Genomic DNA, 22,493 nt, shown 5'->3' on the forward strand with positions numbered 1-22,493 from the left:
GGATTCCGCCGCGGTCGCCGTCGGCCGCGCCTGTCACGATTTAACCAGATGAGAGGGCGGCGCTACTCCCCCAGAAAGATCTCGAGCGCCTCGACGACGAGTGCGTGGTCGTCGGCCTGGGCGAGCCCCGAGACGGTGACGGTGCCGATGAGGCCCGCCTCGCGGATCACGATCGGGAAACAGCCGCCGTGCGCGGCGTACAGCGAGAGCGGCAGGCCGGATGCCTCGTTGAAGTCCTTGCCTTCGAGCTTGTGCAGCCTCCCCACCAGGAACGAGCTCGCGTTGTAGCGGCGCACGGTGCGGGTCTTGCGCGCGACCCAGTCGTCGTTGTCCGCCGTCGTTCCCGCCAGCGACACGTGGAACACCTGCTGGTCGCCCTTGGTGATGTCGATGGTGATGCCGAGCCCGCGGTCGGTGCCGAGGCGCACGAGCAGCGAGCCCAGCTCGTACGCGTCGGCGTGGGTGAACCGCTCGAACTGCAGGCGGGCCTCCTGCTCGCGGATCTCGGCGATCTGGGCTTCGTAGTCTTCCGACACGGTCACTCCTGGTTTCTCGGCAGATGGGTGCGCACGAGCTCGACGAGCTGCGCGGGTTCGAATGCGTCGGTGCTGGCGCTCAGTTCGTCGAGCGTGAACCAGCGGTGGGCGTAGACCTCGACCTTTTCGTCGTCGGTCCAGTTCGCCTCCGACGGGGTGAATCGGTCGACGACCGCGCGGTAGAACTCGGCGTGACCGGTGTCGTGGTCGGCGGCGTCCCATGCCACGTCGAAGTCGTGCGCCCAGACGGGCTCCCCCAGGTCGACGCCGGTCAGACCTGTCTCCTCGAAGAGCTCGCGGTAGGCGGCATCCGCGTGGTCCTCTCCCGGATCCACTCCCCCGCCCGGAGTGAGCCAGCGGGCCACCCCGCTCGAGTCTGGAGCTTTCGTCAGGAACAGCAGCACGTGGCCGTCCCGGTCGAAGAGCAGCACCCTCGAGGTGAGGCGATGGTGATGGATGTTGGCCACGGAGAGGTGTTCGCGCTAGTTCGCGGCGAGGAAGTCGCTCACGTCGCCGACGTAGCGCGTGTTGTTCGCGGGAACGGGCTCGACGGCGGCGGCGGTGACCTCGGCGGCGAACTCGCTGACGTTGTACAGGCGGCCGGCGGCTTCCTTGCGCTGTCCGATCGCACCGGGGTTGGCGCGCTCGAGGAGCGTGGCGGTGATGGTGCCCTCGATCATGTCGCCCGAGACGACGACGAACTCGATGCCCCTCTCGGCCAGGGCGGGGATCATGTCGCGCAGGGCGTCCTCGCCCGCGCGCTTGCTCAGGGCGACCGGGACGTACTCGGGCATCGTCTCGACGGTCTTGATGAAGTGCGCCTGGTGGCTGGTGACGAAGACGACGCGGGCGCCGGGGGCGAGCAGCGGCAGCGCCGCGTTCAGCAGGTTCACCTGCGCGTCGCGGTTGAGCTGCATCGCGTAGTCCTCGGCCATGCCGCTCTCCATGCCGCCGGAGGCGTTCATCACGAGGATGTCGAGGCCGCCGAGCTCGGTGGCGATCGTGTCGAAGAGGTGGGCGACGGATGCCGCCTCCGTGAGGTCTGCGCCGACGGCGATCGCCGATCCGCCCTTCGCCTCGATGGCGGCGACGAGCTTGAGCGCCCGCGCCTCCTTGTTGCGGTAGTTCACGACGACGCGAGCGCCGGCCTCCGCGAGGTAGGAGACGGTGTCGGCTCCGATGCCTCTCGACGATCCAGTTACAAGGGCGCGTTTGCCGGTCAGTGATCCGGGCTGTACAGGGTTGCTCACAGACACTGAGACTACCAATACCCCTGCCGTTTAGGCGCCCGTGCTAGTTTCGAGGCGAAACGACACACGAGAGGTGCCGCCCGATGCTGCTGGATTTTCTGATCGACTATGCATGGGTGGTGTGGGTCTCTCTCATCCTGATCTTCCTGGTGATCGAGGTCTTCACCCTCGACTTCACATTCCTCATGCTCGCGCTCGGCAGCGTCGCCGGACTCGCCACGAGCTTCACTCCCCTCAATTTCTGGGTGCAGATAGTCATCGCCGCGGTCGTCTCCGTGCTGCTGATCTTCGCGGTACGGCCGCCGCTGCTGCGTCGGCTGCACCGTGACGACGACCCTGCGCTGAGCAACATCGACGCCCTGCTCGGCCAGCACGGCACCGTGGCGACCGACTTCGTCGGCGCGAACGGCTACGTCAAGCTCTCGAACGGTGAGACGTGGACCTCCCGGCTGACCGACGCGACATCCGACCACCGACTCCAGACCGGCGACCGCGTCGTCGTCGTCTCCATCGATGGGGCGACCGCAGTGGTCGAACCCGCTGAAAGGACCGCACCGTGAACTCCGGCGAACTATTCGGACAGATCGTCCTGGTGATCTTCCTGATCATCATCGCGATCTTCGTCATCACGATCCTCTTCCGCTCGATCCGCATCATCCCGCAGGCGAACGCCGGCGTGGTCGAGCGCCTCGGCAAGTACCGCAAGACGCTGATGCCCGGGCTCAACATCCTCGTGCCCTTCATCGACCGGCTGCGTCCGCTCATCGACATGCGCGAGCAGGTCGTCTCCTTTCCGCCGCAGCCGGTCATCACCGAGGACAACCTGGTTGTCTCGATCGACACCGTCGTCTTCTTCCAGGTGACCGACGCCCGCGCCGCGACCTACGAGATCGCGAACTACCTCGGGGCGGTCGAACAGCTCACCACCACGACCCTGCGTAACGTCGTCGGTAGCCTCAACCTCGAGGAGGCGCTCACGAGCCGCGACACCATCAACGGAAAACTGCGCGTCGTGCTCGACGAGTCCACGGGCAAGTGGGGCGTTCGTGTGGGCCGTGTCGAGCTGAAGGCGATCGACCCGCCCGTCTCGATCCAGGACTCGATGGAGAAGCAGATGCGCGCAGAGCGTGACCGCCGCGCGCAGATCCTCACCGCAGAGGGCACGAAGCAGGCGGCGATCCTGCAGGCCGAGGGTTCGCGTCAGGCGTCGATCCTCGAGGCCGAGGGCGAGGCCCAGGCAGCTGTGCTGCGGGCCAACGGTGAGGCGCAGGCCATCGAGACGGTGTTCGGCGCGATCCACGCGGGCGACCCCGACTCGAAGCTGCTCGCCTACCAGTACCTGCAGATGCTGCCGAAGATCGCCGAGGGGCCGTCGAACAAGCTCTGGATCATCCCCACAGAGCTCACCGAGGCTCTCAAGGGAATCACCTCCGGCTTCGCGGCGGGCCGCGGCCCGACGTCGCCGACGGACGGCTCGGGCCCCGCCGCGTCACCGTTCGCCGCTTCGCCGTTCGGCACACCCGCGACCGGTCCGACAGCCAGCGGGCCGACCGCCACCCCGCCGACCGCCACCCCGCCGACCGCCTAGGTCTTCCGCCACCCACCCGGAGCTCGCACCATCGCCTACCTCACCCCCGCTCCCCCGCGGGTGCTCGCCCACCGCGGGCTCGCCCTCGAGGCGCCCGAGAACACGCTCCTCGCGTTCGTGGCGGCCATCGGCATCGGCGCCACCCACATCGAGACCGACGTGCACGCGTCGAGCGACGGCGTGGCGGTGGTCGCCCACGACCCCGATCTGACCCGGGTCGCCGGGAGTTCGGCGACCGTGAGGGAACTGCCGTTCGCCGTGTTGCAGAAGATCGACCTCGGCCACGGGCAGGTCTTCTGCTCGCTCGCCGAGGCGCTCGACGCCTTTCCCGAGACCCGGTTCAACATCGACATCAAGTCGGCCGACGCCATAGCTCCGACCGTGGCGGCGATCCTCGACGCCAGAGCTACAGACCGCGTGCTGGTCACCTCCTTCAGCGAGAACCGACGCCGCGGAGCCGTGCGCCGATTGCCGGGCGTCGCGACATCCGCTTCGTCCCTCCGCTTCGCGGCGGCACTCGCCGGCGGCAAGACCGGACTCACGCCGCTGCTGCGTCGCGCGCTGCGCGGCATCGACGCGGTGCAGGTTCCGGAGCGTTACTCAGGGGTCACGATCGTCACCGAACGGATGATTCGGCAGCTGCACTCCGCTAAGGTCGAGGTGCACGTCTGGACCGTCAATGACGCTCCAGCCATGCACCGTCTCCTCGATCTCGGGGTCGACGGCATCGTCACGGATCGCGCCGACATCGCACTCGGCGTCCTGACCGCTCGCGCACAGTAGCGCCGTATGTCGGCGTTCGCTCGCCGGTGTCCGCCTGCTCTGTGATGCTGTGACATTCCTGTGAATGGCCCCCGATCGGGGTGCTCTTGGAAGGTTATGTCCAGCTAGCGGGTTTATTAATTCGTATGTACCGCGAGAGCGCAGCGCGCGTCTCGCGTGAAATTCCTAAGAGGAGGCCACACAATGGCAGACCGTAGTTTGCGCGGCATGAGACTCGGCACCCAGAGTCTTCAGAGCGAAGTCGGCGTGGAGTTCTCTCCGCGAAAGAAGAGCGTCTACCGCACGGCAGACGGCGAGACCTTCGAGATGGTCTTCGCCGCCGACGCCGAGGTTCCCGGCGTCTGGGAGTCCGCGAAGAGCGGGCTGGAGGGCGTCCTGCTCGACGACGACGGCGTCGCCGTCGTCTCCGAGGCCGTCGAGACCAAGGTCCCCCGCAGCCACTGGGACATGCTCCTCGAGCGCCGCACCCGCCCCGAGCTCGAGGAGCTGCTCCAGGAGCGCCTCGACTTCCTCCGGGCGCGTCGTGGACAGCAGAAGATCGGTGCCTAGCTAGCCCCTGAATACGCGAAAGGCCAGCCCTCGGGCTGGCCTTTTGTGTTTAAGCAACTCCGGTCGGCGCGCCGAAAGTGCAGTTATCGCCGTGTTTCCGCCCTTCGGCGGGTCACAAGTGCACTTTCGCGGAGGGGCTGGTCGGTCGGCCGGCGCGCAGGTCGGCTACGAGCGGGGCCGCGGGCGCTTCAGGCGCACCCCGACGCCCCAGCTGGTCACCCGCCAGAGCGCCTCGGCGACGATGCCGAAGTGCATCTTCGACTCGCCGTTCTCGCGTTCGACGAACGTGATCGGGTGCTCGACGACGATGAGACCCGCCTGCTCGATGCGCCACGCCACCTCGACCTGGAAGCAGTAGCCCTGGCTCGAGACCCGGGCCTGGTCGAGCCAGACCAGCGCCGAGGTACGGAACACCCGGTAGCCGGCCGTGATGTCGTGGATGCTCGAGCGCAGGGCGATGCGCGAATAGGTGTTGCCGGCGCGAGAGATCGCCTGACGGAGCCGGGGCCAGTTGCGCACCTCTCCCCCGGGGATCCAGCGCGAGCCGATCACGAGGTCGGCGCCTCCGCGGGCGAGCGCGATCATCGCCGGCAGCTCTGCCGGGTCGTGAGAGCCGTCGGCGTCGATCTCGACGACGAAGTCGTAGCCCCTGGATCTCGCCCAGGCGAACCCGGCGAGGTAGGCGCGGCCGAGTCCGTCCTTCTCCGTGCGGTGCAGCACGGAGACGGCGTCGTCAGAGGCCGAGAGCAGGTCGGCGAGCCTGCCGGTGCCGTCGGGGCTGGAGTCGTCGACGATCAGGACGTGGGCGTGCGGTGCGGCGGCTCGGATGCGACCGACGATCGACGACAGGCTCTCGATCTCGTTGAATGTGGGCACGATCGCCACGACGTCAGCCACGGCCGGTGCCTCTCGTTCGGGATGTGCTTCTCGCTCGGGACGACTGCCGCACAAGGATGCCGGCGAGAACCAGCCCGAGCACCCCGATGCCGCTGACGAGCCACTCGATCTGACGGCCGAGGAGCACGGCCGGGGTGGTGACGCTGCTGAGCGGCACGTCCTCGACCATCGCGCCCGCCGTGTAGGTGGGCAGCCGGTCGATCGTCGAGCCGTCGGGCGCGATGATCGCGCTGGTGCCCACCGTCGAGATGTTGACGACGGTGCGGCCCAGCTCGATGGCCCGCACCCGTGCGATGGCGAGCTGCTGCACGCTCTCGTCGGTCTGCCCGAAGTCGGCGTTGTTCGACTGGGCGAAGATGATCTGGGCACCCTGCTCGACGGAGTCGGTGAGGATCTGGTCGTCGACGATGTCGAAGCAGATGTTGACGCCCGCGATCACGCCGTCGATGTCGAAGACGTCGTCGGTGGTTCCCGGAGTGTACTCGCGGCCGATCAGGTCGATCAGGTCGGGCGCGAACTGCCGCCAGAACGAGCGGTCGGGAACGTACTCGCCGAAGGGCACCGGATGCTTCTTGTCGTAGAAGTCGAGCGCGCCCTCCCCCGCCTTCCAGAGCAGCGAGGTGTTGTAGTACGTGTCGTCGGCGCCGTTCTCTCCCTCGCGGGTGGTGATCGCGCCCGTGACCAGGGGCGCATCCATGGCGGTGCTCACGTAGTCCAGCACCTCGGCGCCGTACGCGAAGTCGTATGGACTGATGTCGGTGCCGCCCTCCGGCCAGACCACGACGTCGGCGTCCTCGCCGATGATCGGGTAGGTCGCGTCGAGCTGCGACTGCAGCAGGTCGCCCCGCTCACGCTGGTCGAAGTACCCGGCCTTGCCGTTGCCCTGCACCGCCGCGACGCGCATGCTGCCCTCGGCGATCACAGGGAAGGCGGGGATGGCGAGGATAACGGCGGCGAGACCCACGGCCACCGCGCCGCGCACGGCCCGGTCGGCGGTGCGTAGGCGCAGGCACTCCACGACGACGGCCACGAGGTACACCATGACGAAGCTGACCCCGGAGACGCCGATCCAGCCGAACAGCGCCGCGAACGGGCTCTCCGACTGCGAGAGGGCGACGCGACCCCACGCGAAGCCGCCATACGGCCACACGCTCGCGATCGCCTCGCGCGCGGTCCACAGCCCGGCGACGATGAGCGGCAGGAAGAGCAGGCGGGCGGCGGTGGAGCGCCAGACACGAGGGACCCAGCGGTAGGCGAGCGTGATCGCGACCGCGCCCACGCCGAAGAACAGCGCCTCGAGGGTCGAGAGCGCCACCATCGGCAACGGGCCGAGGAACAGCGACGCCCACTCGATGTGCACGAGGTAGAAGCTGAGCCCGGCGAGGAAGCCGACGAGGAAGCTGCCCCAGGCGCTGCGTCCGATGAGCGCCGCGAGCACCAGGCCGATGCCGACGAAGGTGGCGGGCCACCAGTCACGGTCGGGGAATCCGGCGTCGAGAACCGGGCCGGCGCTGAGTGCCACAAGCACCGCCGCCCACAGGGGCAGCGCGCGTCGGGCGGGGGGATGCACGGATAGAGCCTAGGCGACGGAACTGTACGCGACGATCCCGCGGCGGATGGAGTCGAGTGCCTTGCGCGCTGTCGCTCCGACGGGCGAGTCGGCGACCACCGAGAGCTGGTCGAGGAGGTCGATCGTCTGCTTCGTCCAGCGCACGAAGTCACCGGCGGCGAGGTCGGCCTCGCTCAGCACAGCGTCGAGCCGCCCGCCCCGCGCCCAGTGGTACATGGCGAGGCACAGGCCGGTGGCGAGGGGGTTGCTGCCGGGCAGGCGCTTGTCGCGCTCGAGGTCGTCGAGGTTGCTCCACAGGTCACCGGTCGCGTCGAAGGCGGCGCGGAAGGGCCCGTGCGGGAGGTTGCGTTCGTCGGCCTGGCCCTCGTCGCGACGCGGTTCGTAGATCAGGGCGGCGGCCATCGCGGCCATCGAGGGCGCGTCGAGCTTGTTCCAGAGCCCCAGGCGCAGCGACTCGGCGACGAGCAGGTCGCGTTCGCCGTAGATGCGGCGCAGCATGCGGCCGGCGGGGGCGAGCACGACGCGTCCGTTGTCGTCGCTCTCGAGGTAGCCGAGGATCGTGAGAACGTCGGTGACCCTGTCGAACACCTTCGCCACCGCGCCCGTGCGGGTGCGGATCTCGGCCGTGATCTGGTCGGTCTGCTTCTTCAGCTTCCAGTATCGCTCTGCCCAGCGCGCGTGGTTCTCACGGTCGGGGCAGAGGTGGCAGGGGTGCAGCTTGAGGCGCTTGCGCAGCGCGTTCAGCTGGTTCTGCCGCTTCTCCCGCTCGCCCCGGCTCGAGTACTCGCTGCGGCCGGCGCCCTTCTTCTCCAGGTCGCTGAGCTCGCGGCGGATGGTCGAGTACTCGGCGAAGTCGCCGAGGTGGCAGGTCATCGACTTGCGGTAGCCGTCGAGCGATTCCTGCTGGCTGCGCACCTTCTGCGCGAGGTCGACGACGGCGCGGTCGGCCTGGAACTGCGCGAAGCTCGACTCGAGGATCTCGCGCGTGCGCTGCCGGCCGAACTGGTCGATGAGGTTCACGGCCATGTTGTAGGTGGGCTTGAAGCTCGAGTTGAGCGGGTAGGTGCGGCGGGAGGCGAGCGCCGCGACGGCCTGCGGGTCGAGCCCGTCGGCCCACTGGATGACGGAGTGGCCCTCGACGTCGATCCCCCGGCGCCCGGCACGCCCGGTGAGCTGTGTGAACTCCCCCGAGGTGATCGGCACGCGAGCCTCGCCGTTGAACTTCTCGAGCTTCTCGAGCACCACGGTGCGGGCGGGCATGTTGATGCCGAGCGCGAGCGTCTCGGTGGCGAACACGACCTTGACGAGCTTCTTGCGGAACAGCTCCTCGACGACCTCCTTGAAAGCGGGCAGCATGCCGGCGTGGTGGGCGGCGACACCGCGCTCGAGTCCGTCGAGCCACTCGAAGTAGCCGAGCACGCCGAGGTCTTCGTCGAGCAGGGTACGGCAGCGTTCCTCGACGATCTCGCGGATCTCGTCGCGCTCGTGCTTCTGGGTGAGCCGCACGCCTGCTCGCAGCACCTGCTGCACCGCGGCGTCGCAGCCGACGCGGCTGAAGACGAAGAAGATGGCCGGCAGCAGGTTGTGCGAGTGCAGCAGCTCGACGAGCGCCGCCCGGTCGGTACGCGCTCCGCCGCCTCCTCCCCCGCCGAAGCCGTTGCCGTTGCCGTTCTTGTTGCCGCGACCGCGACCCTCGTGGCGCTTGCCGCCGTCGAATCCGCCGTTGCCGCCCCGGCTGCGGCCGTCGCCGTGCGAGAGCCGCACCAGCTCGGGGTTGACTCGGATCGGGGTGAGCCCGGCGAGGGGCACGGCGGGCGGCCTGGAGCCCTTGGCGCGTTTGTCGACGCCGCGCCGGTCGCCGTAGGCCACCGGGTCTGCCGCGGTCGTGGTCACGACGGCCGGCATCCGCGACCTGGCCTCGTTAGGGCCGCCTGCGGCGTCGAAGAGATCGAGCAGCTTGCCCCGCACGAGCACGTGCTGTTCGAGGGGCACCGGGCGTTCCTCGGAGACGATGACCTCGGTGTCGCCGCGCACGGCCTGCAGCCAGTCGCCGAACTCCTCGGCGTTCGACACGGTGGCGCTCAGCGAGACCATACGCACAGAGCGCGGGAGGTGGATGATCACTTCCTCCCACACCGCCCCGCGGAACTTGTCGGCGAGGAAGTGGACCTCGTCCATGACCACGTACGAGAGGTTGGTGAGCAGATCGGAGCCCGCGTAGAGCATGTTGCGCAGCACCTCGGTCGTCATCACGACAATGCGCGCCTGCGAGTTGACGTTCGTGTCGCCGGTGAGGAGACCGACTGACTCCGCGCCGTACTCGGCCACGAGCTCCTGGAACTTCTGGTTGCTGAGCGCCTTCATCGGAGCCGTGTAGAAGACCTTCGCGTGGCTCTCCTGCATCGCCTTGAAGATCGCGAACTCGGCGATGATCGTCTTGCCGGCGCCGGTCGGGGCGGCGACGAGCACGCTCTTGCCCTGCTCGACCAGGGCGCACGCCTCGCGCTGGAACGGGTCGAGAGCGATCGGCAGCTTGTCGGTGAACGCGTCGAGGATCGGCAGCTGGCGTTTCTGCTTGGAGGCCGCATAGCGTTCTGAAGCACTGAGCTCGGTCGTCATGCGATGAGTCCACCCGTATCGGTTTCGTAGGAGGCGAGCCGCTTCGCGACGCCGCGGTCGTGCAGCCAGGCGATGCCGGCGGCGACGTAGTACAGGCCGATCATCGGGATCGCCAGCATGAACATGGCGAGGATGTCGGCGCTCGGCGTCGCGAGCGCCGTGAAGATGACGATGCACAGCACGGCGATTCGCCAGCCCTTGAGGATCGCGGCCGCCGACAGCAACCCGACGAAGTTGAACAGCACCAGGAACACGGGGAGCACGAACGCGACACCGACGGCCAGAACCAGTTTGATGAAAAAGTCGAGGAAGTACCGCGCGGTGAGGAAGGTGGAGAAGTCCTCCGGCGCGAAGCTGAGCAGCAGCGTGACCGTGCGCGGGAAGATGACGGCGCCCAGCGTGGCGCCGGCCAGGAACAGGGGGATGGCGCTGCCGACGAACGCCAGCGCGTAGCGGCGCTCCTTGCGGAGCAGGGCGGGAACGACGAAGGCCCAGATCTGGTAAAGCCAGATCGGGCTGGTGCCGACGATCCCCACGAGGAACGCGATCTGGACATTCGTGTCGAACGCCTCGGTGATGCCGGTGTAGTTGATGGTCGCGTTCTGCGAGTCGGCGATCTCGTTGATCGGTGCGCTGAGCGCCTTCCAGATCTGCGGAGCGATGATGAACCCGCCGATGGCGCCGAGGACGATGGCGATTCCGCTGATGACGAGTCGCTTGCGCAGCTCGACGAGGTGTGCGCCGAGCGACATGCGCCGTTCGTCGACGCGCGGCTTACGTTTTGGCATGAGCCCGTTTCGAAGCTTCGTTGGGGCGAAACCTACGGCTTGGTGGTCGGAGTGTCGGAGCCGGACTTCTCGGTCGACTCGGCCTTGGTCGACTCGGTGCCGTCGTCGTCTTTGTTGGTCTTGATCTCGTTCTTGAAGATCCGCATCGACTGGCCCATGCTGCGGGCGAGGGCGGGAAGTTTGGGAGCGCCGAAGAGAAGCACGACGATGATCAGGATGACCCACCAGTGCGAGCCGAGATTAGCCATGCTCATGAGGCCACTCCTTAAGTTTGATGTCAGCGGTTGTGATCATTTTAGCCCTTTGGATGCGGGCCTGCCTGCGAGCGGCCTTACGGTCGGCCCGTCGGCGCATCCGCTGCGCGGTCCGCTCCCTGACCACGGCGGAGTCCTCGAGCACCGCGTTGAGCGGTCGCACGCCGTCGGGGCCCTCGACACCGTCGAGGATCGAGAGCTTGTCGGTGAGCGTGAAGAAGTCCTCGAGCACACGGAAGAAGCGGCGAACGATGCGCCACGCGAACAGCCCCACCATCGCCAACAGCGCGATCGCGAGTCCGGTCCAGATGAGCAGCCAGCCCCACCACTCGATCATGACGGGTCCTCCTGGTACCGGGCGGCTCCTGCTGCGGCCCACTCGGCGACCGCTCGACGCGCCTCGGGCGGGTCGACGACGGTGGCGACGCCGGCCATGCTCGCCATCAGGCGTTTGAGACCGTGGTAGTGGGACACGCGCAGGGTCGTGCGCACTCTGCCGTCCAATTGCTCGCGGTCCGCGCCATCCGGAATGTAGTCGGCGAGCAACGCGACGGCGGAATTGGCGACGTCGACGGTAACCACCAGATCGTCGTCGGAGGTCTCGAACAGCGTGTCGGGCAGGGTGACGTCGGAGGCCCGGTGGCTGATCGGCTCGCTCGAGACCCTCGGGTTGGAGATTCGGTCGAGACGGAAGGTACGCACGGCGCTGCGCAGGTGGTCCCAGCCGCGCAGGTACCAGTCGGCGTCCATCGACTCGACCCGCAACGGGTCGACGCGGCGGCGCTCACGCTGCCCGCGGGAGCCGAGGTAGTCGAACTCGAGCTGTGTGCCGCCCGCGACCGACTCGCGGATGAGTGCGAGGGTGGCGTCGGACTCGGTGCGTTCGACGGCGAGCGGGCTGGGGTGCGCCGAAGCGCCACGCGACAGCTTGGCCATGAGCGAGGCAACCGCGGCCCGGTCGGCGTTCTCGGGCAGGCTCGACAGGTACTGCAGCCCGGCGATGAGTGCCGCCGCCTCGCGGGCGGAGAACCGCGGAGAGTCGTCGAGGGCCACCTGGTTGGTGAGCACGATCTGGTCGTTGTCCTCGAAGTCGTCCCAGGCGATGTCGAAGAGGTCTTCGTACTGGTACGTGTTGGTCTCTCCCGGCACCCCGGAGACGGCGATGAGCCGTACGGCCTCACGGATCTGCTCGGGGTCGACGGCGAAGTGCTCGGCGACCTCGGTGACGCTGACCCGCTCGCGTTCGATCAGGAACGGCACGAGCGAGAGCAGGAAGGTGAGCTTCTCCTGCGCGTGCATGGGCTTGGGCTTCTTGGGTCTAGCCATGGTCGGCCGCCGTCTTCAGTAGTCGGTCGAGCACCGCGCGGCGAAGCTCGGGTGGGGACACCACGAGCACCTCGGGGCCGAACCCCGCGAGCTCGTCGGCGAAGATGTTGATGTCGGAGTAGTGCAGGCGCAGCAGGTTCTGCGATTCAGCGGATGCCTCGGCCACGGTTCCCCGACGTTTCGCCAGTCGCGTGGCAGCGTCGGAACCCGGCTCGACGTCGACGACTGCGGTGTGCGAGTCCCATACCTCCTCGAGCTCGAGCAGGGCCTTGGTCGACTCGTCGTCTGTGGGAGGCGGGAACGTGGTGCCGGTGGTCGTCACCCGCGACACGATGCGGCGCAGCAGGAACGTCTTGCGGATGCCGGTTCCTGCCTCCTCGGCGGCGAGATGCCAGCGTCCCTGGTGCTGCACGAGGGCGAGTGGGGCGACGGTGCGCACGCGCGCCTCCTCCTCCCCCGGCTTGAGATAGGAGAAGCGCACGTACGCGTTCCGTCCGAGGGCCGCGTTGAGCGCCTCGAAGGCCACGTCGCGCACCCGCACGCGCGGAGCGTAGCCGAGCACGGGCTGGTCGGCGGTGACCCCGAGCGAGCGCAGCTTGAGCAGCGCGCGACGCGACTCCGTCGACAGCGAACCCTCGCGCCACACCATGGCGGCGAGACCCAGCAGTGTCGTCTCCTCGGCAGAGAACGCGATGTCGGTCGGCAGCTCGTAGGCGCCGCGCGGGATGCGGTAGCGCAGGTTCTGGTTGTTGCCCGGGTCGCCGGGCGACTGCACCGTCTCGAGCGGCACGCCGAGCTCGCGGATGTCGTCTTTGTCGCGCTCGAACTTGCGCTCGAGATTCGCGTTGTCACCGGTGTGCGCGAAGTCTTGGCGGTAACCCTGGACCGTCGACAGGATCTCCGTCTTGGTCAGGCCGTTCTCAGTCGCCAGCAACGCCAGGACGAGGCTGAACAGCCTCTCCTCGACGGGCACTTTGGCGGAATTCTCGAGCGACACGAATCGATCCTATGGTGAGGACACCCGGCCAGTGTCGGTGGTTGCAGAGCTGAGGGTTGTGCTGACTCCCGGTCGCGCTAGTCCTGGATGCCCAGGATGTCGACGACGTAGACGAGGGTGTCCTCGGCCGTCACTCCGGCCGGGAGGGTGGAGCCCTCTTCGAAGCCGTCCTCGCCCGGGGGGATGACGACGACGAGCTGGCTGCCCACCGTTGCGCCGACCATGGCTTTCTCGAGTCCGGGCAGCACGCCGCCGGCGGAACCGCCCGTGGCGTCCGGGCTCATGAAGAGCGTGGTCGGAACCGACGAGTGCTCGGCGGTGAGCCAGGTGGTGTCGATGACGTCGCGGGTGCTCCAGAGGAGGCGGGTGACGTGGGCGACGACGGCGTCTTCCTTCTCCACCGTGTCGCCGTCTCCGAGGATGGTCGTCGCGATCTGCAGCTCGGATGGGGCGTCGGCCGTGGGGATGGTGACGCCGGGCTGGCCGCTCGGCGCGAGGGCGATGGCCGGCATTCCGTTGACGGCGAGCTGCGGGACACCGGTGGCGCGGCCCATGAAGCTGCGCACGACGTCGACGATGAGCACGATCGTGTCGTCGGGGGCGAGTCCGCCGCCGCTGAAGCCGATCGACTCCGCGGTGGCGGTGACGCCGAGGCGGTCCCCGACGCTCGCGCACTCGAGGATCGAGCCGAACTCGTCGGTGTCGTCGCCGACGGTGCGGCGGAGGATCGAGTCGGGCTCGATGCTCGTGATCGGGATGATGTCGGCCGTCTCCGCGCTGACGACCGTGAGGTGGAAGTCGGCGATCTCGCCGTCGTAGAGGGTGTCGCCGTCGCCCTGGTCGATGGTCGACACCTCGAGCCCCCGCGTGATCAGCGGGGTCGGGAAGCTGACGGCGGGCAGATCGCCTGGCTCGCCCTTCGCCGTGATGAGCGACGATGCGTCGCCCGGCTTCGAGGTCGGCTCGCAGGACCCGGATGGACCGGAGGTGGCGCAGGCGGAGAGTGAAGCCACCAGTCCAACGGTGATGATGGCCGCGGTGAGAGTGCGCACAAATCCTCTTTCTTGGGTGCTACGAGTACCGGATAATCCTACCCACTAGTGAGTGAGCTCTAATCAGCGGCGTTCTCGGCGGCGACGGCGGCCTCGGCCACGGCCTGGGCGTGCCGGGCGGTCTTGCGCAGTCTCTTGTCGCTGGACGTGCGCTCTCCGAGAGACCCGGGGGTCCAGGCCTCGACGTCCTCGTCGCTGAAGTCGCTCTTCGACGCGCGGCGCTTGAGCTCGGGCAGGACCGTGCCGGGGGCGAGGCGACGCGCGGTCAGCAGGAAGCCGGTGTGGCCGATCATGCGGTGGTCGGGCCGCACGGCGAGTCCTTCCACGTGCCATCCGCGGATCATGGTCTCGGTCGACTCGGGGTTGGTGAACTGTCCGGTGCGGCGCAGCGCCTCGGAGACGCGCGACAGCTGGGTGACGGTGGCGATGTAGCAGATGATCACGCCGCCGGGGGTGAGTGCCTCGGCCGCGACATCCAGGCACTCCCAGGGGGCCAGCATGTCGAGCACGACGCGGTCGACCGTTCCGGGCTTCGCCACCTCGGGCAGGGTCTCGGCGAGGTCGCCCAAGGTGATGTCCCAGTTCGACGGGGTGGCCCCGAGGAACGCGGTGACGTTGGCCCGGGCGACGTCGGCGAACTCCTCGCGGCGCTCGAACGAGTGCAGGGCGCCCGACGGGCCTATCGCGCGCAGCAGCCAGAGCGAGAGGGCACCGGAGCCGACGCCGGCCTCGACGACCGTCGCGCCGGGGAAGATGTCGGCCGAGGCGAGGATCTGCGCGGCGTCCTTCGGGTAGATGATCGCGGCACCGCGCGGCATCGACATCACGAAGTCGGTGAGCAGCGGACGCAGCGCGAGGTACTCGATCTCGTTCGTCGAGAGCACGACCGACGCGTCGGGCTGGCCGATGACGTCGTTGTGCTTGAGCACGCCGCGGTGGGTGTGGAACTCGCCGTCTTCTTCGAGCGTGATGGTGTTCATGCGGCCCTTGGGGCCGGTGAGCTGCACGCGGTCGCCGGCGCGGAACGGTCCGCTCTGGCGGCGGAAGGTGTCGTTGGTCATCAGGGGTTCCTTGTTGTGGTTCGCGCGGCGACGAAGACGTCGGAGAGGTGGCTGAGGGTTCGGCCGGCGAGGGTGGGCCAGATGGTGTGCTCGGTGGACTCGTCGATGGCCACCATGTGCGGGACGCCGATGGAGACGGCTCCGGATGCCACGGCGGAGGCCAGCCCGGGGAGGGAGTCTTCGAAGGCGACGCAGTCGCGGATGTCGACGCCGAGCAGCTCGGCCCCACGCAGGTACGGCTCTGGGTGCGGTTTGGAGTGGGTCACGTCGTCGCCCGACACGATGGCATCGAACGCCGGAAACTCGATGAGCGAGACGACGAGCTCGGCGAGGCTCCGCAACGACATGGTGACGAGCGCCGACTTCAGGCCGGCGTCGCGGATCTCGGTGAGAAGCTCCAAGGCTCCGGGACGCCACGGCACCGCGATGCGGATCTGCTCCATGACGCTCGCCGTGAGGGTCTGGATGATCTCGTCCTCGGAGAGGGTCACGCCCTTGGCCTGCAGGATTCGAGCCGAGTGCCAGAGGCCCTGGCCGACGAGGGAGAGAGCCTCATCGTGGTTCCAGGTGCCGCCGTACGACTGGACGAGCAGGGTCTCGGCGCGCATCCAGTACGGCTCGGTATCGACGATCGTGCCGTCCATGTCCCAGAGAACGGCCGCCGGTTGGAAAGAAGTCACAACGGGCGAGTCTACCGACGTCTGGCTGCGTGCGAACCGCGAGAGTTCTATCCTTGGACGACGGGCGCTCACACAGGCTCGACTACACGTAAGGATGTTTCTGTGGCTGACAGCACGGGCTTTGCAAGCGGGCGGCTTCTCGTCGTGGCCTTCGAGGGCTGGAACGACGCGGGAGAAGCGGCCAGCAACGCCGTGCGCACGCTCGAAGAACAGCTCGAACTGGTTCCCATCACCACGGTCGATCCCGAGGACTACTTCGACTACCAGTTCAACCGGCCGAATATCTCGCTCGACGACGACGGCAACCGCGTGATCGAGTGGCCCAGCGTCACGATGTACGGCCCCGCCGACGCGGGATCGAGCGACGTCGTCCCGCTCGCCGCAGACGCACAGCTCGCCGTGACGGGCGACAACGGCGCGAACGTCTACCTGCTCGTGGGCACGGAGCCCTCGCGAGGGTGGAAGACCTTCACGGCCGAGATCCTCGACGCTATCGACACCCACGGCATCACCGCGGTCGTCTTCCTCGGCGCGATGCTCGCCGACGTTCCGCACACGCGACCGATCTCGGTGTTCGTGAGCAGCGAGAACTCCGACGTGCGGGAGCGTCTGTCGATCGAGCGTTCGAGCTACGAGGGCCCGGTGGGAATCCTCTCGGTGCTCTCCGACGCAGCAGAGAGGGCCGGCATCCCCACCATGTCGATCTGGGCCTCCGTGCCGCACTACGTGCACAACGCCCCGTCGCCCAAGGCGACACTCGCGATCATCGACAAGCTCGAGGAGATCATCGACGTCGTGATCCCCCGCGGCGAGCTCGTCGACGAGGCCGCGGCCTGGGAGACCGGGATCGACGCGCTCGCCTCCGACGACGACGACATGACGAGCTACATCGAACAGCTCGAACAGGCCCGTGACACGGTCGACTCCCCCGAGGCCAGCGGTGAGGCGATCGCCCACGAGTTCGAGAAGTACCTGCGGCGCGAAGACGGCAAGCCCGACTCGGGCGGCAAGGCCGGCGGAAGCTAGAGCGCGATTCCGAGCAGTGCGTCGATCGAGGCGACGTCTGTCCTGGTGGCCGGCGCTCCGGACGCGATGCGCGCGTCTACCGCGGCCAGTGCTGCCGGGGTGTCCAGGTCGTTCGCGAGGGCTGCCCTGAGTGCGTCGAGCAGGGTCGCATCCGCCGTCGCGTCGTCGGAGACGGCCGCGGCCGCCCACGTCTCCCACGTGCCCAACCGGCACTGCGCCTCGGTGAGCTGACCGCGCGTCCACTCCCAGTCGGAGCGGTAGTGCCGGTCGAGAAGGGCGAGGCGGATGGCGCGGGGGTCGGTCCCCTCGGAGGTGAGAGCCGACACGAGCACGAGGTTGCCGAGCGACTTGCTCATCTTCTCGCCGTCGTAGGCGACCATGCCGGCGTGCGAGTACACGTCGGCGAGGGGACGACCGGAGAGGGCAGCCGCGTGGCCGGCGCTGAACTCGTGGTGGGGGAACAGCAGGTCCGACCCGCCGCCCTGCACGGTGATCGGTGTGTCGAGGTAGTGCTGGGCGATGACCGAGCACTCGATGTGCCAGCCGGGGCGGCCGACGCCGAGCGGAGACTCCCACGCGGGTTCGCCGTCGCGGGGTCCGCGCCAGAGCAGGGGGTCGAGGGCGTCGCGTTTGCCTGGCCGGTCGGGGTCTCCCCCACGCTCGGCACTGAGCACCAGCATCGTCGCGCGGTCGAGGCCGCTCTCGTCGCCGAGTGTCCAGGCAGGAGTCGCCCCTGCGGCGTTGTCGAAGTAGATGTCATCCGTGCCGTCGTCGAGGCGGTACGCCACGCCGGCGTCGAGGAGCGTGCGTATGGCTACTGCGACCTCGTCGATCATGTCGGTGACAGCGACGTAGTGGGTGGGCGGCACGATACGCAGGCTCTCCATGTCGCCGCGGAATAGCTCGATCTGCTGGGCGGCAAGTTCACGCCAGTCGACCCCGGTCGCGACGGCCCGCTCGAGCAACGGGTCGTCGACGTCGGTCACGTTCTGCGCGTAGCGCACGTCATATCCGCCGTCGGTCCACAACCGCACGAGCGTGTCGAAGGCGAGGTAGGTGTTCGCGTGCCCGAGGTGCGTCGCGTCGTACGGCGTGATGCCGCACACGTACAGGCTCGCCTCGGCGCGCGGAGTCGCGTCGATCAGACCGCGACTGGAGGAGTCGAAGACACGCGGTACGGGAGCGCGCCCCGGCAGGCGCGGGACGACGGGCCGGTTCCACGATTTCACTGCATCAGCCTATCGAGCGCCGGCTGGGCGCCAGCTCCGCTCAGTCGAAACCGGGATGCTCGCCCGCCGCGGCGAAGGCACGCAGATCGTCTTCGCTGAACGGATGCGCCGTGGTCACGACTCTTGCGCTGTGCTCGTAGAGCCTGGGGACCGACGGACCCGCGATCACGTCTACGTCGAAAAACACTTCGTCGATATCGTTGGCCATGATGGCCTCCTCGATCTTCGCACCGGAAAAGAAGAGCCGAGGTCTAGGGCCATTGGTCAAGAGTTTACTCGGGTTCACACGAAACTGCCGGAACCCTTCAGAAGTTTGTCAGAGTGTGAGAGATCGGTTGACGACACGTTCCGCGACGTCGCGCAGGTTCAGGTTATTGCTGCGCGCGTAGTCGCGCAGCGTTCGGAACGCCGCGTCCATGTCGAGGTCGCGCATGTACGCGATTACCCCCTTCGCCTGCTCGATCAGCACGCGGCTGTCGAGGGCGTGCTGCAGCTGGTTCTTCGCGATGTCGGCCTCACGGATGGCGCGTTCCTGAAGGATGCCGATCGTGGCCACATCGGCCAGCCCCTGCGCCACCGACATGTCCTCCTCCGACAGCGCGCCCGGGCTCGGCCGAAAGAGATTGAGAGTTCCGATGACGTTGCCGCGCAGCCGCAGTGGGACCCCGTGCACCGAACGGAAACCCTGCTCGAGAGCCGCTTCCTTGAACCCGGGCCACTTGTCGCCGAGATCGGCCACGTCGGCCACGGTGACGGCGACCCCCGTGGTGAAGCACTCCACGCACGGACCGGCTCCGTAGCTCAACTGCATGGTCTCGACGAGCATGCTCCGCTCGCTGGTGGATGCGACTACCGCGAGCTCGCCGCTGCCGTCGGCGAGCATGATGCCCGCGGCGGAGGCGTCGAGAAGCTCGGCACACGTGTCGACAAGAGTCTGGAGTAGGTCTACGACGTCGTATCCCGCTACCAGTGTGTCTGCCAGAGTGACGAAGGCCGAAGTCAGCCGTCTCTCTCTCGTTTGGCTCGTCATTAACCTAGTTTACTCCGTCCAAATCAGAGGTTGCCATCCATGCCGAAGTCGAGTTTGCGCTCGACGATGTCGCTCGCCACTTCGGCCACCGAGCGCCCGCTCGCGAACGCGTGGGCGCGTAGGAGCAGCGCCGCATCGGCCGCGCTGATCCCGAGCTGGGCGAGCACCATTCCCGTGGCCTGGTGCACCTCACGTCGATTGTTGACGCTCGGTCCGCCGTCGTCGTCGGCCGCGCTGTCGGCGAGGACTCGGCGCAGAACCTGCCATGATGCGAGTGCGGCCAGCTCCGAGGCATCCGTGATCTGCTCGGCCTCCATGGGCGTGTGGGTCGACGCGTACAGGTCGACAGCTCCGATGCCGAGGGAGCCGACGAAGAGCGGGAACGCGTAGACGGCACGCACTTCGCCGCCTTCCATGTTCTCGTGGACGGCCTGAGTGAAGAGCGGCCATGATCGCGGACCGTCCTCCGCGAGATTCGGTCGGAGGATCGGGCCGCGCGTCGACAACGCGTCCCAACACGGTCCTTCCCCGAGGTCGAACTGGAGTTCGTCGAGGCGTGCAGCGGTGGCGTCACTCGAGCACACCGTGGACTGCCCGGAAGTTGCGGCGAGTACCGACAGCGACGCTCCGCGCACCGGAAGGGCGGCCACGAACGGATCGCACAGACTCGTGTTGCGCTGGTGCGCGTAGAGGAGGTCGTTTCGCGCCTGATCAAAGGCCTGTCGTGCTGACATTGGACTCACCCTCATCGGTCGCATTGTCTGGGCGAGTCAACGGTTTTCTAGAAGACCCCACTCTACCGCTCTGACTATGCAGCCTGCAGGACCCCTGTTGTGAGGAGCACGAGGAGAGTAGCGCCGAGGGCGATGCGGTAGATCACGAACGGCATGAAGCTGTGGGTGGAGATATAACGCATGAGGAAGGCGATGACGACGTAGCCGACGCCGAAGGCGATGACGGTGGCGACGGCGGTCTCCGCATAGCCGTATGCCCCCTCGGGTTCTCCGAAGCTGTGGATGAGCTCGTAGAGGCCGCTGCCGAAGACGGCGGGGATCGCGAGCAGGAAGGCGAAGCGGGCGGCGGCGGGGCGTTCGTAGCCGAGCGCCAGTGCGGCGCTCGTCGTCGCACCCGAGCGGGAGACGCCGGGAATCAGGGCGAGCATCTGCGCGAGGCCGATCGCGATGCCGTGGCCGTAGGTCAGCTGGTCGAGGGGGCGCGCCTTCTTGCCGAGACGGTCGGCGAGGCCGAGCACGATTCCGAAGACGATGAGCACCGTCGCGGTGATCCAGAGCGAGCGCCACTGGTCACGGATGTATGACTGGGCGAAGTAGCCGAGGAGCACGATCGGCACTGTGCCGATGATGATGAGCCAGCCGAGTCGTACGTCGGGGTCGTTCTTCTGAATTCGGTTCGTGCCCGCACCCCCGGTTCCGCGCAGCGAGCGGAACCAGCGACCGATGATGCGGGTGATGTCCTTCCAGAAGTAGATGATGACCGCGGTCTCGGTGCCGAGCTGGGTGATGGCGGTGAACGTGGCACCCGGGTCGGTCTGCGAGGGCAGGAACTCGCCGACGATGCGCAGGTGCGCGCTCGAAGAGATCGGGAGGAACTCGGTCAGGCCCTGGATCAGGCCGAGGATGATCGCCTCGATGAAACTCATTGATGCCCCGCTGTCGAAATCAGTAGTTGGTGAGCAGGTCGCCGAGGACTCGCCTGCCAAAGACTAATGCGTCGAGCGGGACCCGCTCGTCGACACCGTGGAACATGCCCGGAAAATCGAGTCCGGCGGGCAGCTTGAGCGGCGCGAAGCCGTAGCCCGTGATGCCGAGCAGGCTGAGCGCCTTGTTGTCCGTACCGCCGCTGAGCAGGTAAGGCAGCACAGGCGTTCCCGGGTCGTGCGCCTGCAGCGAGCCGACCATCGCGTCGACGAGCGCGCCCTGGAACGGGTTCTCGAGGCCGATGTCACGGTGCATCACGACGATCTCGATGTCGGGACCGACGAGCTCTTGTACCTCGGCGAGAACGGCGTCTTCCTCCCCGGCGAGGGTGCGGATGTCGACGAGCGCTTCGGCGCTGTCGGGGATCACGTTGTGCTTGTAGCCGGCCTTGAGCAGCGTCGGGTTGGTCGTAGTGCGCAGGGTGCCCTGGATGAACCCGCCCGCCGAACCGGTCGCGAGCACTATCTCCTCCGGGCCGACCCGTTGCGGGTCGACGCCGAGGATGCGGGCCAGCTCGGTGATGAGCTGCTGGGTGGTGTCGGTCAGGTGCACCGGCCACTCACGGCGACCGACCTTGACGATCGCCTCGGCGAGTTTCGTCACGGCGTTGTCGTGCATGACCCGGCTGCCGTGCGAGGCGGTTCCGCGCGCTATGAGTTTGATCCAGACGAGCGCCTTCTCGCCCGTCTGCAGCAGGTAGGCGCGCTGGTCGTTGATGGTGACCGAGTATCCGCCGACCTCGCTGATCGCCTCCGTCGCTCCGGCGAACAGGTCGGGGCGTGTGGTGACCAGGTGGTGCGAGCCGCGCACTCCCCCGGCCTCTTCGTCGGCGAAGAAGGCGATGATCAGGTCGCGCTTGGGCTGTATGCCCGCGCTGTTCATGTCTTGCAGGGCGGTGACGATCATCGCGTCCATGTTCTTCATGTCGACCGCGCCGCGGCCCCAGAGCATGCCGTCGCGCACGACGCCGCCGAACGGGTCGACGCTCCAGTTGTCTGGATCGGCGGGAACGACATCGGTATGCCCGTGCACGACGAGGGCCGGCAGTGTCGGATCGGAACCCGCGACCCGAGCGACCACGCTCGTGCGCCCGGGATCGGAGTCGACGTAGGTCGTCGACAGACCCAGATCTTCGAGAAGCGAGCCGAGATATTCTGCGGCGACCGTCTCACCGTTGGAGACGCCCTCGCCGTAGTTAGAGGTGTCGAACCTAATCAGTTGCTGGGCAATTCGGGCGGTTGCTTCGAGCTCTGGTTCGGTCGTCATGGCTCAACGGTACCCGTCGCCCATGGCGTGTCGGGGCCTCGTGGCGCCAAGTGACAAAAGCACCTCTCAGAGCATGCTATTCTCGTTTCTCGGCGGTCAACGCAGTGTAGAAACTGCAGAGGCTGGCCATGCGCGCGGATGGCGGAATTGGTAGACGCGCTAGCTTGAGGTGCTAGTGCCCGTAAGGGCGTGGGGGTTCAAGTCCCCCTTCGCGCACGCAGAGTAATTCGGGGTAGCTCGAATCTATTCGGAAAACCTAAGAAGGAAAGGGCTG

General features: G+C 67.6%; 25 protein-coding genes and 1 tRNA gene. 6 read left to right on the top strand and 20 right to left on the bottom strand.

From position 1 onward, the window contains the following. Positions 1 to 62 precede the first annotated feature (62 nt). From ABIE21_RS03265 to ABIE21_RS03275, 3 genes are read right to left on the bottom strand one after another with little or no spacing between them, the layout of a single operon-like run. Positions 63 to 542 (bottom strand): heme-degrading domain-containing protein, encoded by a 480-nt coding sequence (locus tag ABIE21_RS03265; RefSeq protein ID WP_354023347.1) that lies wholly within the window; start codon positions 540 to 542, stop codon positions 63 to 65. Next, positions 539 to 1,003: an NUDIX hydrolase gene (locus ABIE21_RS03270; protein ID WP_354023348.1), complete on the bottom strand. Its 465-nt coding sequence runs from the start codon at positions 1,001 to 1,003 to the stop codon at positions 539 to 541. The genes ABIE21_RS03265 and ABIE21_RS03270 overlap by 4 nt, the downstream gene beginning before the upstream one ends. 15 nt (positions 1,004 to 1,018) lie before the next feature. Next, positions 1,019 to 1,786 (bottom strand): SDR family oxidoreductase, encoded by a 768-nt coding sequence (locus ABIE21_RS03275; protein WP_354023349.1) that lies wholly within the window; start codon positions 1,784 to 1,786, stop codon positions 1,019 to 1,021. 83 nt (positions 1,787 to 1,869) lie between these two features. Between ABIE21_RS03275 and ABIE21_RS03280 the strand changes: the two genes are divergently transcribed. From ABIE21_RS03280 to ABIE21_RS03295, 4 genes are all read left to right on the top strand, one after another. Next, a complete protein-coding gene (locus ABIE21_RS03280; RefSeq protein WP_354023350.1) occupies positions 1,870 to 2,346 on the top strand; it encodes an NfeD family protein in 477 nt (158 codons plus the stop codon). 23 nt (positions 2,347 to 2,369) lie between these two features. Then, on the top strand, positions 2,370 to 3,374 hold the full coding sequence (locus ABIE21_RS03285; RefSeq protein ID WP_436232319.1) for an SPFH domain-containing protein: 1,005 nt from the start codon (positions 2,370 to 2,372) through the stop codon (positions 3,372 to 3,374). A gap of 60 nt (positions 3,375 to 3,434) precedes the next feature. Beyond that, the gene (locus ABIE21_RS03290; protein ID WP_354023352.1) at positions 3,435 to 4,157 is read left to right on the top strand and encodes a glycerophosphodiester phosphodiesterase; all 723 of its coding nucleotides are present in this window, start codon (positions 3,435 to 3,437) and stop codon (positions 4,155 to 4,157) included. Positions 4,158 to 4,340: 183 nt separating this feature from the next. Then, positions 4,341 to 4,706, top strand: coding sequence for an RNA polymerase-binding protein RbpA (locus tag ABIE21_RS03295; RefSeq protein ID WP_354023353.1), 366 nt, complete (start codon positions 4,341 to 4,343; stop codon positions 4,704 to 4,706). Positions 4,707 to 4,871: 165 nt separating this feature from the next. On the opposite strand, the gene ABIE21_RS03300 is transcribed toward ABIE21_RS03295, so the two are convergent. The 11 genes from ABIE21_RS03300 to ABIE21_RS03350 all read right to left on the bottom strand — a co-directional run bounded on the left by ABIE21_RS03300 (position 4,872) and on the right by ABIE21_RS03350 (position 15,950). Beyond that, positions 4,872 to 5,603: a polyprenol monophosphomannose synthase gene (locus ABIE21_RS03300; RefSeq protein ID WP_354023354.1), complete on the bottom strand. Its 732-nt coding sequence runs from the start codon at positions 5,601 to 5,603 to the stop codon at positions 4,872 to 4,874. Further along, on the bottom strand, positions 5,596 to 7,173 hold the full coding sequence (gene lnt, locus ABIE21_RS03305) for an apolipoprotein N-acyltransferase (RefSeq protein WP_354023355.1): 1,578 nt from the start codon (positions 7,171 to 7,173) through the stop codon (positions 5,596 to 5,598). Before lnt ends, ABIE21_RS03300 begins: the two co-directional genes overlap by 8 nt. A gap of 9 nt (positions 7,174 to 7,182) precedes the next feature. Continuing rightward, positions 7,183 to 9,792, bottom strand: coding sequence for a DEAD/DEAH box helicase (locus tag ABIE21_RS03310; protein ID WP_354023356.1), 2,610 nt, complete (start codon positions 9,790 to 9,792; stop codon positions 7,183 to 7,185). Further along, positions 9,789 to 10,580, bottom strand: coding sequence for a twin-arginine translocase subunit TatC (tatC, locus tag ABIE21_RS03315; protein WP_354023357.1), 792 nt, complete (start codon positions 10,578 to 10,580; stop codon positions 9,789 to 9,791). The genes ABIE21_RS03310 and tatC overlap by 4 nt, the downstream gene beginning before the upstream one ends. Before the next feature lie 32 nt (positions 10,581 to 10,612). Beyond that, positions 10,613 to 10,834, bottom strand: coding sequence for a Sec-independent protein translocase subunit TatA (locus tag ABIE21_RS03320; protein ID WP_354023358.1), 222 nt, complete (start codon positions 10,832 to 10,834; stop codon positions 10,613 to 10,615). Next, the gene (locus ABIE21_RS03325) at positions 10,821 to 11,171 is read right to left on the bottom strand and encodes a hypothetical protein (protein WP_354023359.1); all 351 of its coding nucleotides are present in this window, start codon (positions 11,169 to 11,171) and stop codon (positions 10,821 to 10,823) included. The genes ABIE21_RS03320 and ABIE21_RS03325 overlap by 14 nt, the downstream gene beginning before the upstream one ends. Next, on the bottom strand, positions 11,168 to 12,160 hold the full coding sequence (locus tag ABIE21_RS03330; RefSeq protein ID WP_354023360.1) for a helix-turn-helix transcriptional regulator: 993 nt from the start codon (positions 12,158 to 12,160) through the stop codon (positions 11,168 to 11,170). Before ABIE21_RS03330 ends, ABIE21_RS03325 begins: the two co-directional genes overlap by 4 nt. Next, complete coding sequence (locus ABIE21_RS03335; protein ID WP_354023361.1) at positions 12,153 to 13,157, bottom strand: helix-turn-helix transcriptional regulator; 1,005 nt, start codon at positions 13,155 to 13,157, stop codon at positions 12,153 to 12,155. Before ABIE21_RS03335 ends, ABIE21_RS03330 begins: the two co-directional genes overlap by 8 nt. A gap of 77 nt (positions 13,158 to 13,234) precedes the next feature. Beyond that, a complete protein-coding gene (locus ABIE21_RS03340) occupies positions 13,235 to 14,209 on the bottom strand; it encodes an FKBP-type peptidyl-prolyl cis-trans isomerase (RefSeq protein ID WP_354023362.1) in 975 nt (324 codons plus the stop codon). 59 nt (positions 14,210 to 14,268) lie between these two features. Continuing rightward, complete coding sequence (locus ABIE21_RS03345; protein ID WP_354023363.1) at positions 14,269 to 15,270, bottom strand: tRNA (adenine-N1)-methyltransferase; 1,002 nt, start codon at positions 15,268 to 15,270, stop codon at positions 14,269 to 14,271. After that, positions 15,270 to 15,950, bottom strand: a complete 681-nt coding sequence (locus ABIE21_RS03350; RefSeq protein WP_354023364.1) for an HAD family hydrolase — start codon at positions 15,948 to 15,950, stop codon at positions 15,270 to 15,272. Before ABIE21_RS03350 ends, ABIE21_RS03345 begins: the two co-directional genes overlap by 1 nt. A gap of 102 nt (positions 15,951 to 16,052) precedes the next feature. Between ABIE21_RS03350 and ABIE21_RS03355 the strand changes: the two genes are divergently transcribed. Then, a complete protein-coding gene (locus ABIE21_RS03355; protein ID WP_354023365.1) occupies positions 16,053 to 16,976 on the top strand; it encodes a PAC2 family protein in 924 nt (307 codons plus the stop codon). Here the strand turns inward: ABIE21_RS03355 and mshC are convergent. The 6 genes from mshC to ABIE21_RS03385 all read right to left on the bottom strand — a co-directional run bounded on the left by mshC (position 16,973) and on the right by ABIE21_RS03385 (position 22,219). Then, positions 16,973 to 18,205 (bottom strand): cysteine--1-D-myo-inosityl 2-amino-2-deoxy-alpha-D-glucopyranoside ligase, encoded by a 1,233-nt coding sequence (gene mshC / locus ABIE21_RS03360; protein WP_354023366.1) that lies wholly within the window; start codon positions 18,203 to 18,205, stop codon positions 16,973 to 16,975. The two genes, ABIE21_RS03355 and mshC, sit on opposite strands and share 4 nt — an antisense overlap. 40 nt (positions 18,206 to 18,245) lie before the next feature. Then, a complete protein-coding gene (locus ABIE21_RS03365; RefSeq protein ID WP_354023367.1) occupies positions 18,246 to 18,413 on the bottom strand; it encodes a hypothetical protein in 168 nt (55 codons plus the stop codon). Between the two features lie 108 nt (positions 18,414 to 18,521). Continuing rightward, positions 18,522 to 19,235, bottom strand: coding sequence for a GAF and ANTAR domain-containing protein (locus ABIE21_RS03370; protein ID WP_354023368.1), 714 nt, complete (start codon positions 19,233 to 19,235; stop codon positions 18,522 to 18,524). 23 nt (positions 19,236 to 19,258) lie between these two features. After that, positions 19,259 to 19,969 (bottom strand): GAF domain-containing protein, encoded by a 711-nt coding sequence (locus ABIE21_RS03375; protein WP_354023369.1) that lies wholly within the window; start codon positions 19,967 to 19,969, stop codon positions 19,259 to 19,261. 74 nt (positions 19,970 to 20,043) lie between these two features. Then, positions 20,044 to 20,895: an undecaprenyl-diphosphate phosphatase gene (locus ABIE21_RS03380; RefSeq protein ID WP_354023370.1), complete on the bottom strand. Its 852-nt coding sequence runs from the start codon at positions 20,893 to 20,895 to the stop codon at positions 20,044 to 20,046. A 19-nt stretch (positions 20,896 to 20,914) separates the two neighbouring features. Then, complete coding sequence (locus ABIE21_RS03385) at positions 20,915 to 22,219, bottom strand: M20/M25/M40 family metallo-hydrolase (protein ID WP_354023371.1); 1,305 nt, start codon at positions 22,217 to 22,219, stop codon at positions 20,915 to 20,917. A gap of 132 nt (positions 22,220 to 22,351) precedes the next feature. Here ABIE21_RS03385 and ABIE21_RS03390 point away from each other — a divergent pair. Further along, positions 22,352 to 22,435, top strand: a tRNA-Leu gene (locus ABIE21_RS03390). Positions 22,436 to 22,493: the final 58 nt, after the last annotated feature.

Source organism: Conyzicola nivalis, assembly GCF_040548875.1.
Taxonomy (GTDB): Bacteria; Actinomycetota; Actinomycetes; order Actinomycetales; family Microbacteriaceae; genus Conyzicola; species Conyzicola nivalis_A.

What these genes read in the sequence shown, in the direction of transcription:
- ABIE21_RS03280 (WP_354023350.1), top strand. Translation starts at nt 1,870, where the DNA reads ATGCTGCTGGATTTTCTGATCGACTATGCATGGGTGGTGTGGGTCTCT.
- ABIE21_RS03295 (WP_354023353.1), top strand. Translation starts at nt 4,341, where the DNA reads ATGGCAGACCGTAGTTTGCGCGGCATGAGACTCGGCACCCAGAGTCTT.
- ABIE21_RS03310 (WP_354023356.1), bottom strand. Translation starts at nt 9,792, where the DNA reads ATGACGACCGAGCTCAGTGCTTCAGAACGCTATGCGGCCTCCAAGCAG.
- tatC (WP_354023357.1), bottom strand. Translation starts at nt 10,580, where the DNA reads ATGCCAAAACGTAAGCCGCGCGTCGACGAACGGCGCATGTCGCTCGGC.
- ABIE21_RS03320 (WP_354023358.1), bottom strand. Translation starts at nt 10,834, where the DNA reads ATGAGCATGGCTAATCTCGGCTCGCACTGGTGGGTCATCCTGATCATC.
- ABIE21_RS03325 (WP_354023359.1), bottom strand. Translation starts at nt 11,171, where the DNA reads ATGATCGAGTGGTGGGGCTGGCTGCTCATCTGGACCGGACTCGCGATC.
- ABIE21_RS03330 (WP_354023360.1), bottom strand. Translation starts at nt 12,160, where the DNA reads ATGGCTAGACCCAAGAAGCCCAAGCCCATGCACGCGCAGGAGAAGCTC.
- ABIE21_RS03345 (WP_354023363.1), bottom strand. Translation starts at nt 15,270, where the DNA reads ATGACCAACGACACCTTCCGCCGCCAGAGCGGACCGTTCCGCGCCGGC.
- ABIE21_RS03365 (WP_354023367.1), bottom strand. Translation starts at nt 18,413, where the DNA reads ATGGCCAACGATATCGACGAAGTGTTTTTCGACGTAGACGTGATCGCG.
- ABIE21_RS03370 (WP_354023368.1), bottom strand. Translation starts at nt 19,235, where the DNA reads ATGACGAGCCAAACGAGAGAGAGACGGCTGACTTCGGCCTTCGTCACT.
- ABIE21_RS03375 (WP_354023369.1), bottom strand. Translation starts at nt 19,969, where the DNA reads ATGTCAGCACGACAGGCCTTTGATCAGGCGCGAAACGACCTCCTCTAC.
- ABIE21_RS03380 (WP_354023370.1), bottom strand. Translation starts at nt 20,895, where the DNA reads ATGAGTTTCATCGAGGCGATCATCCTCGGCCTGATCCAGGGCCTGACC.
- ABIE21_RS03385 (WP_354023371.1), bottom strand. Translation starts at nt 22,219, where the DNA reads ATGACGACCGAACCAGAGCTCGAAGCAACCGCCCGAATTGCCCAGCAA.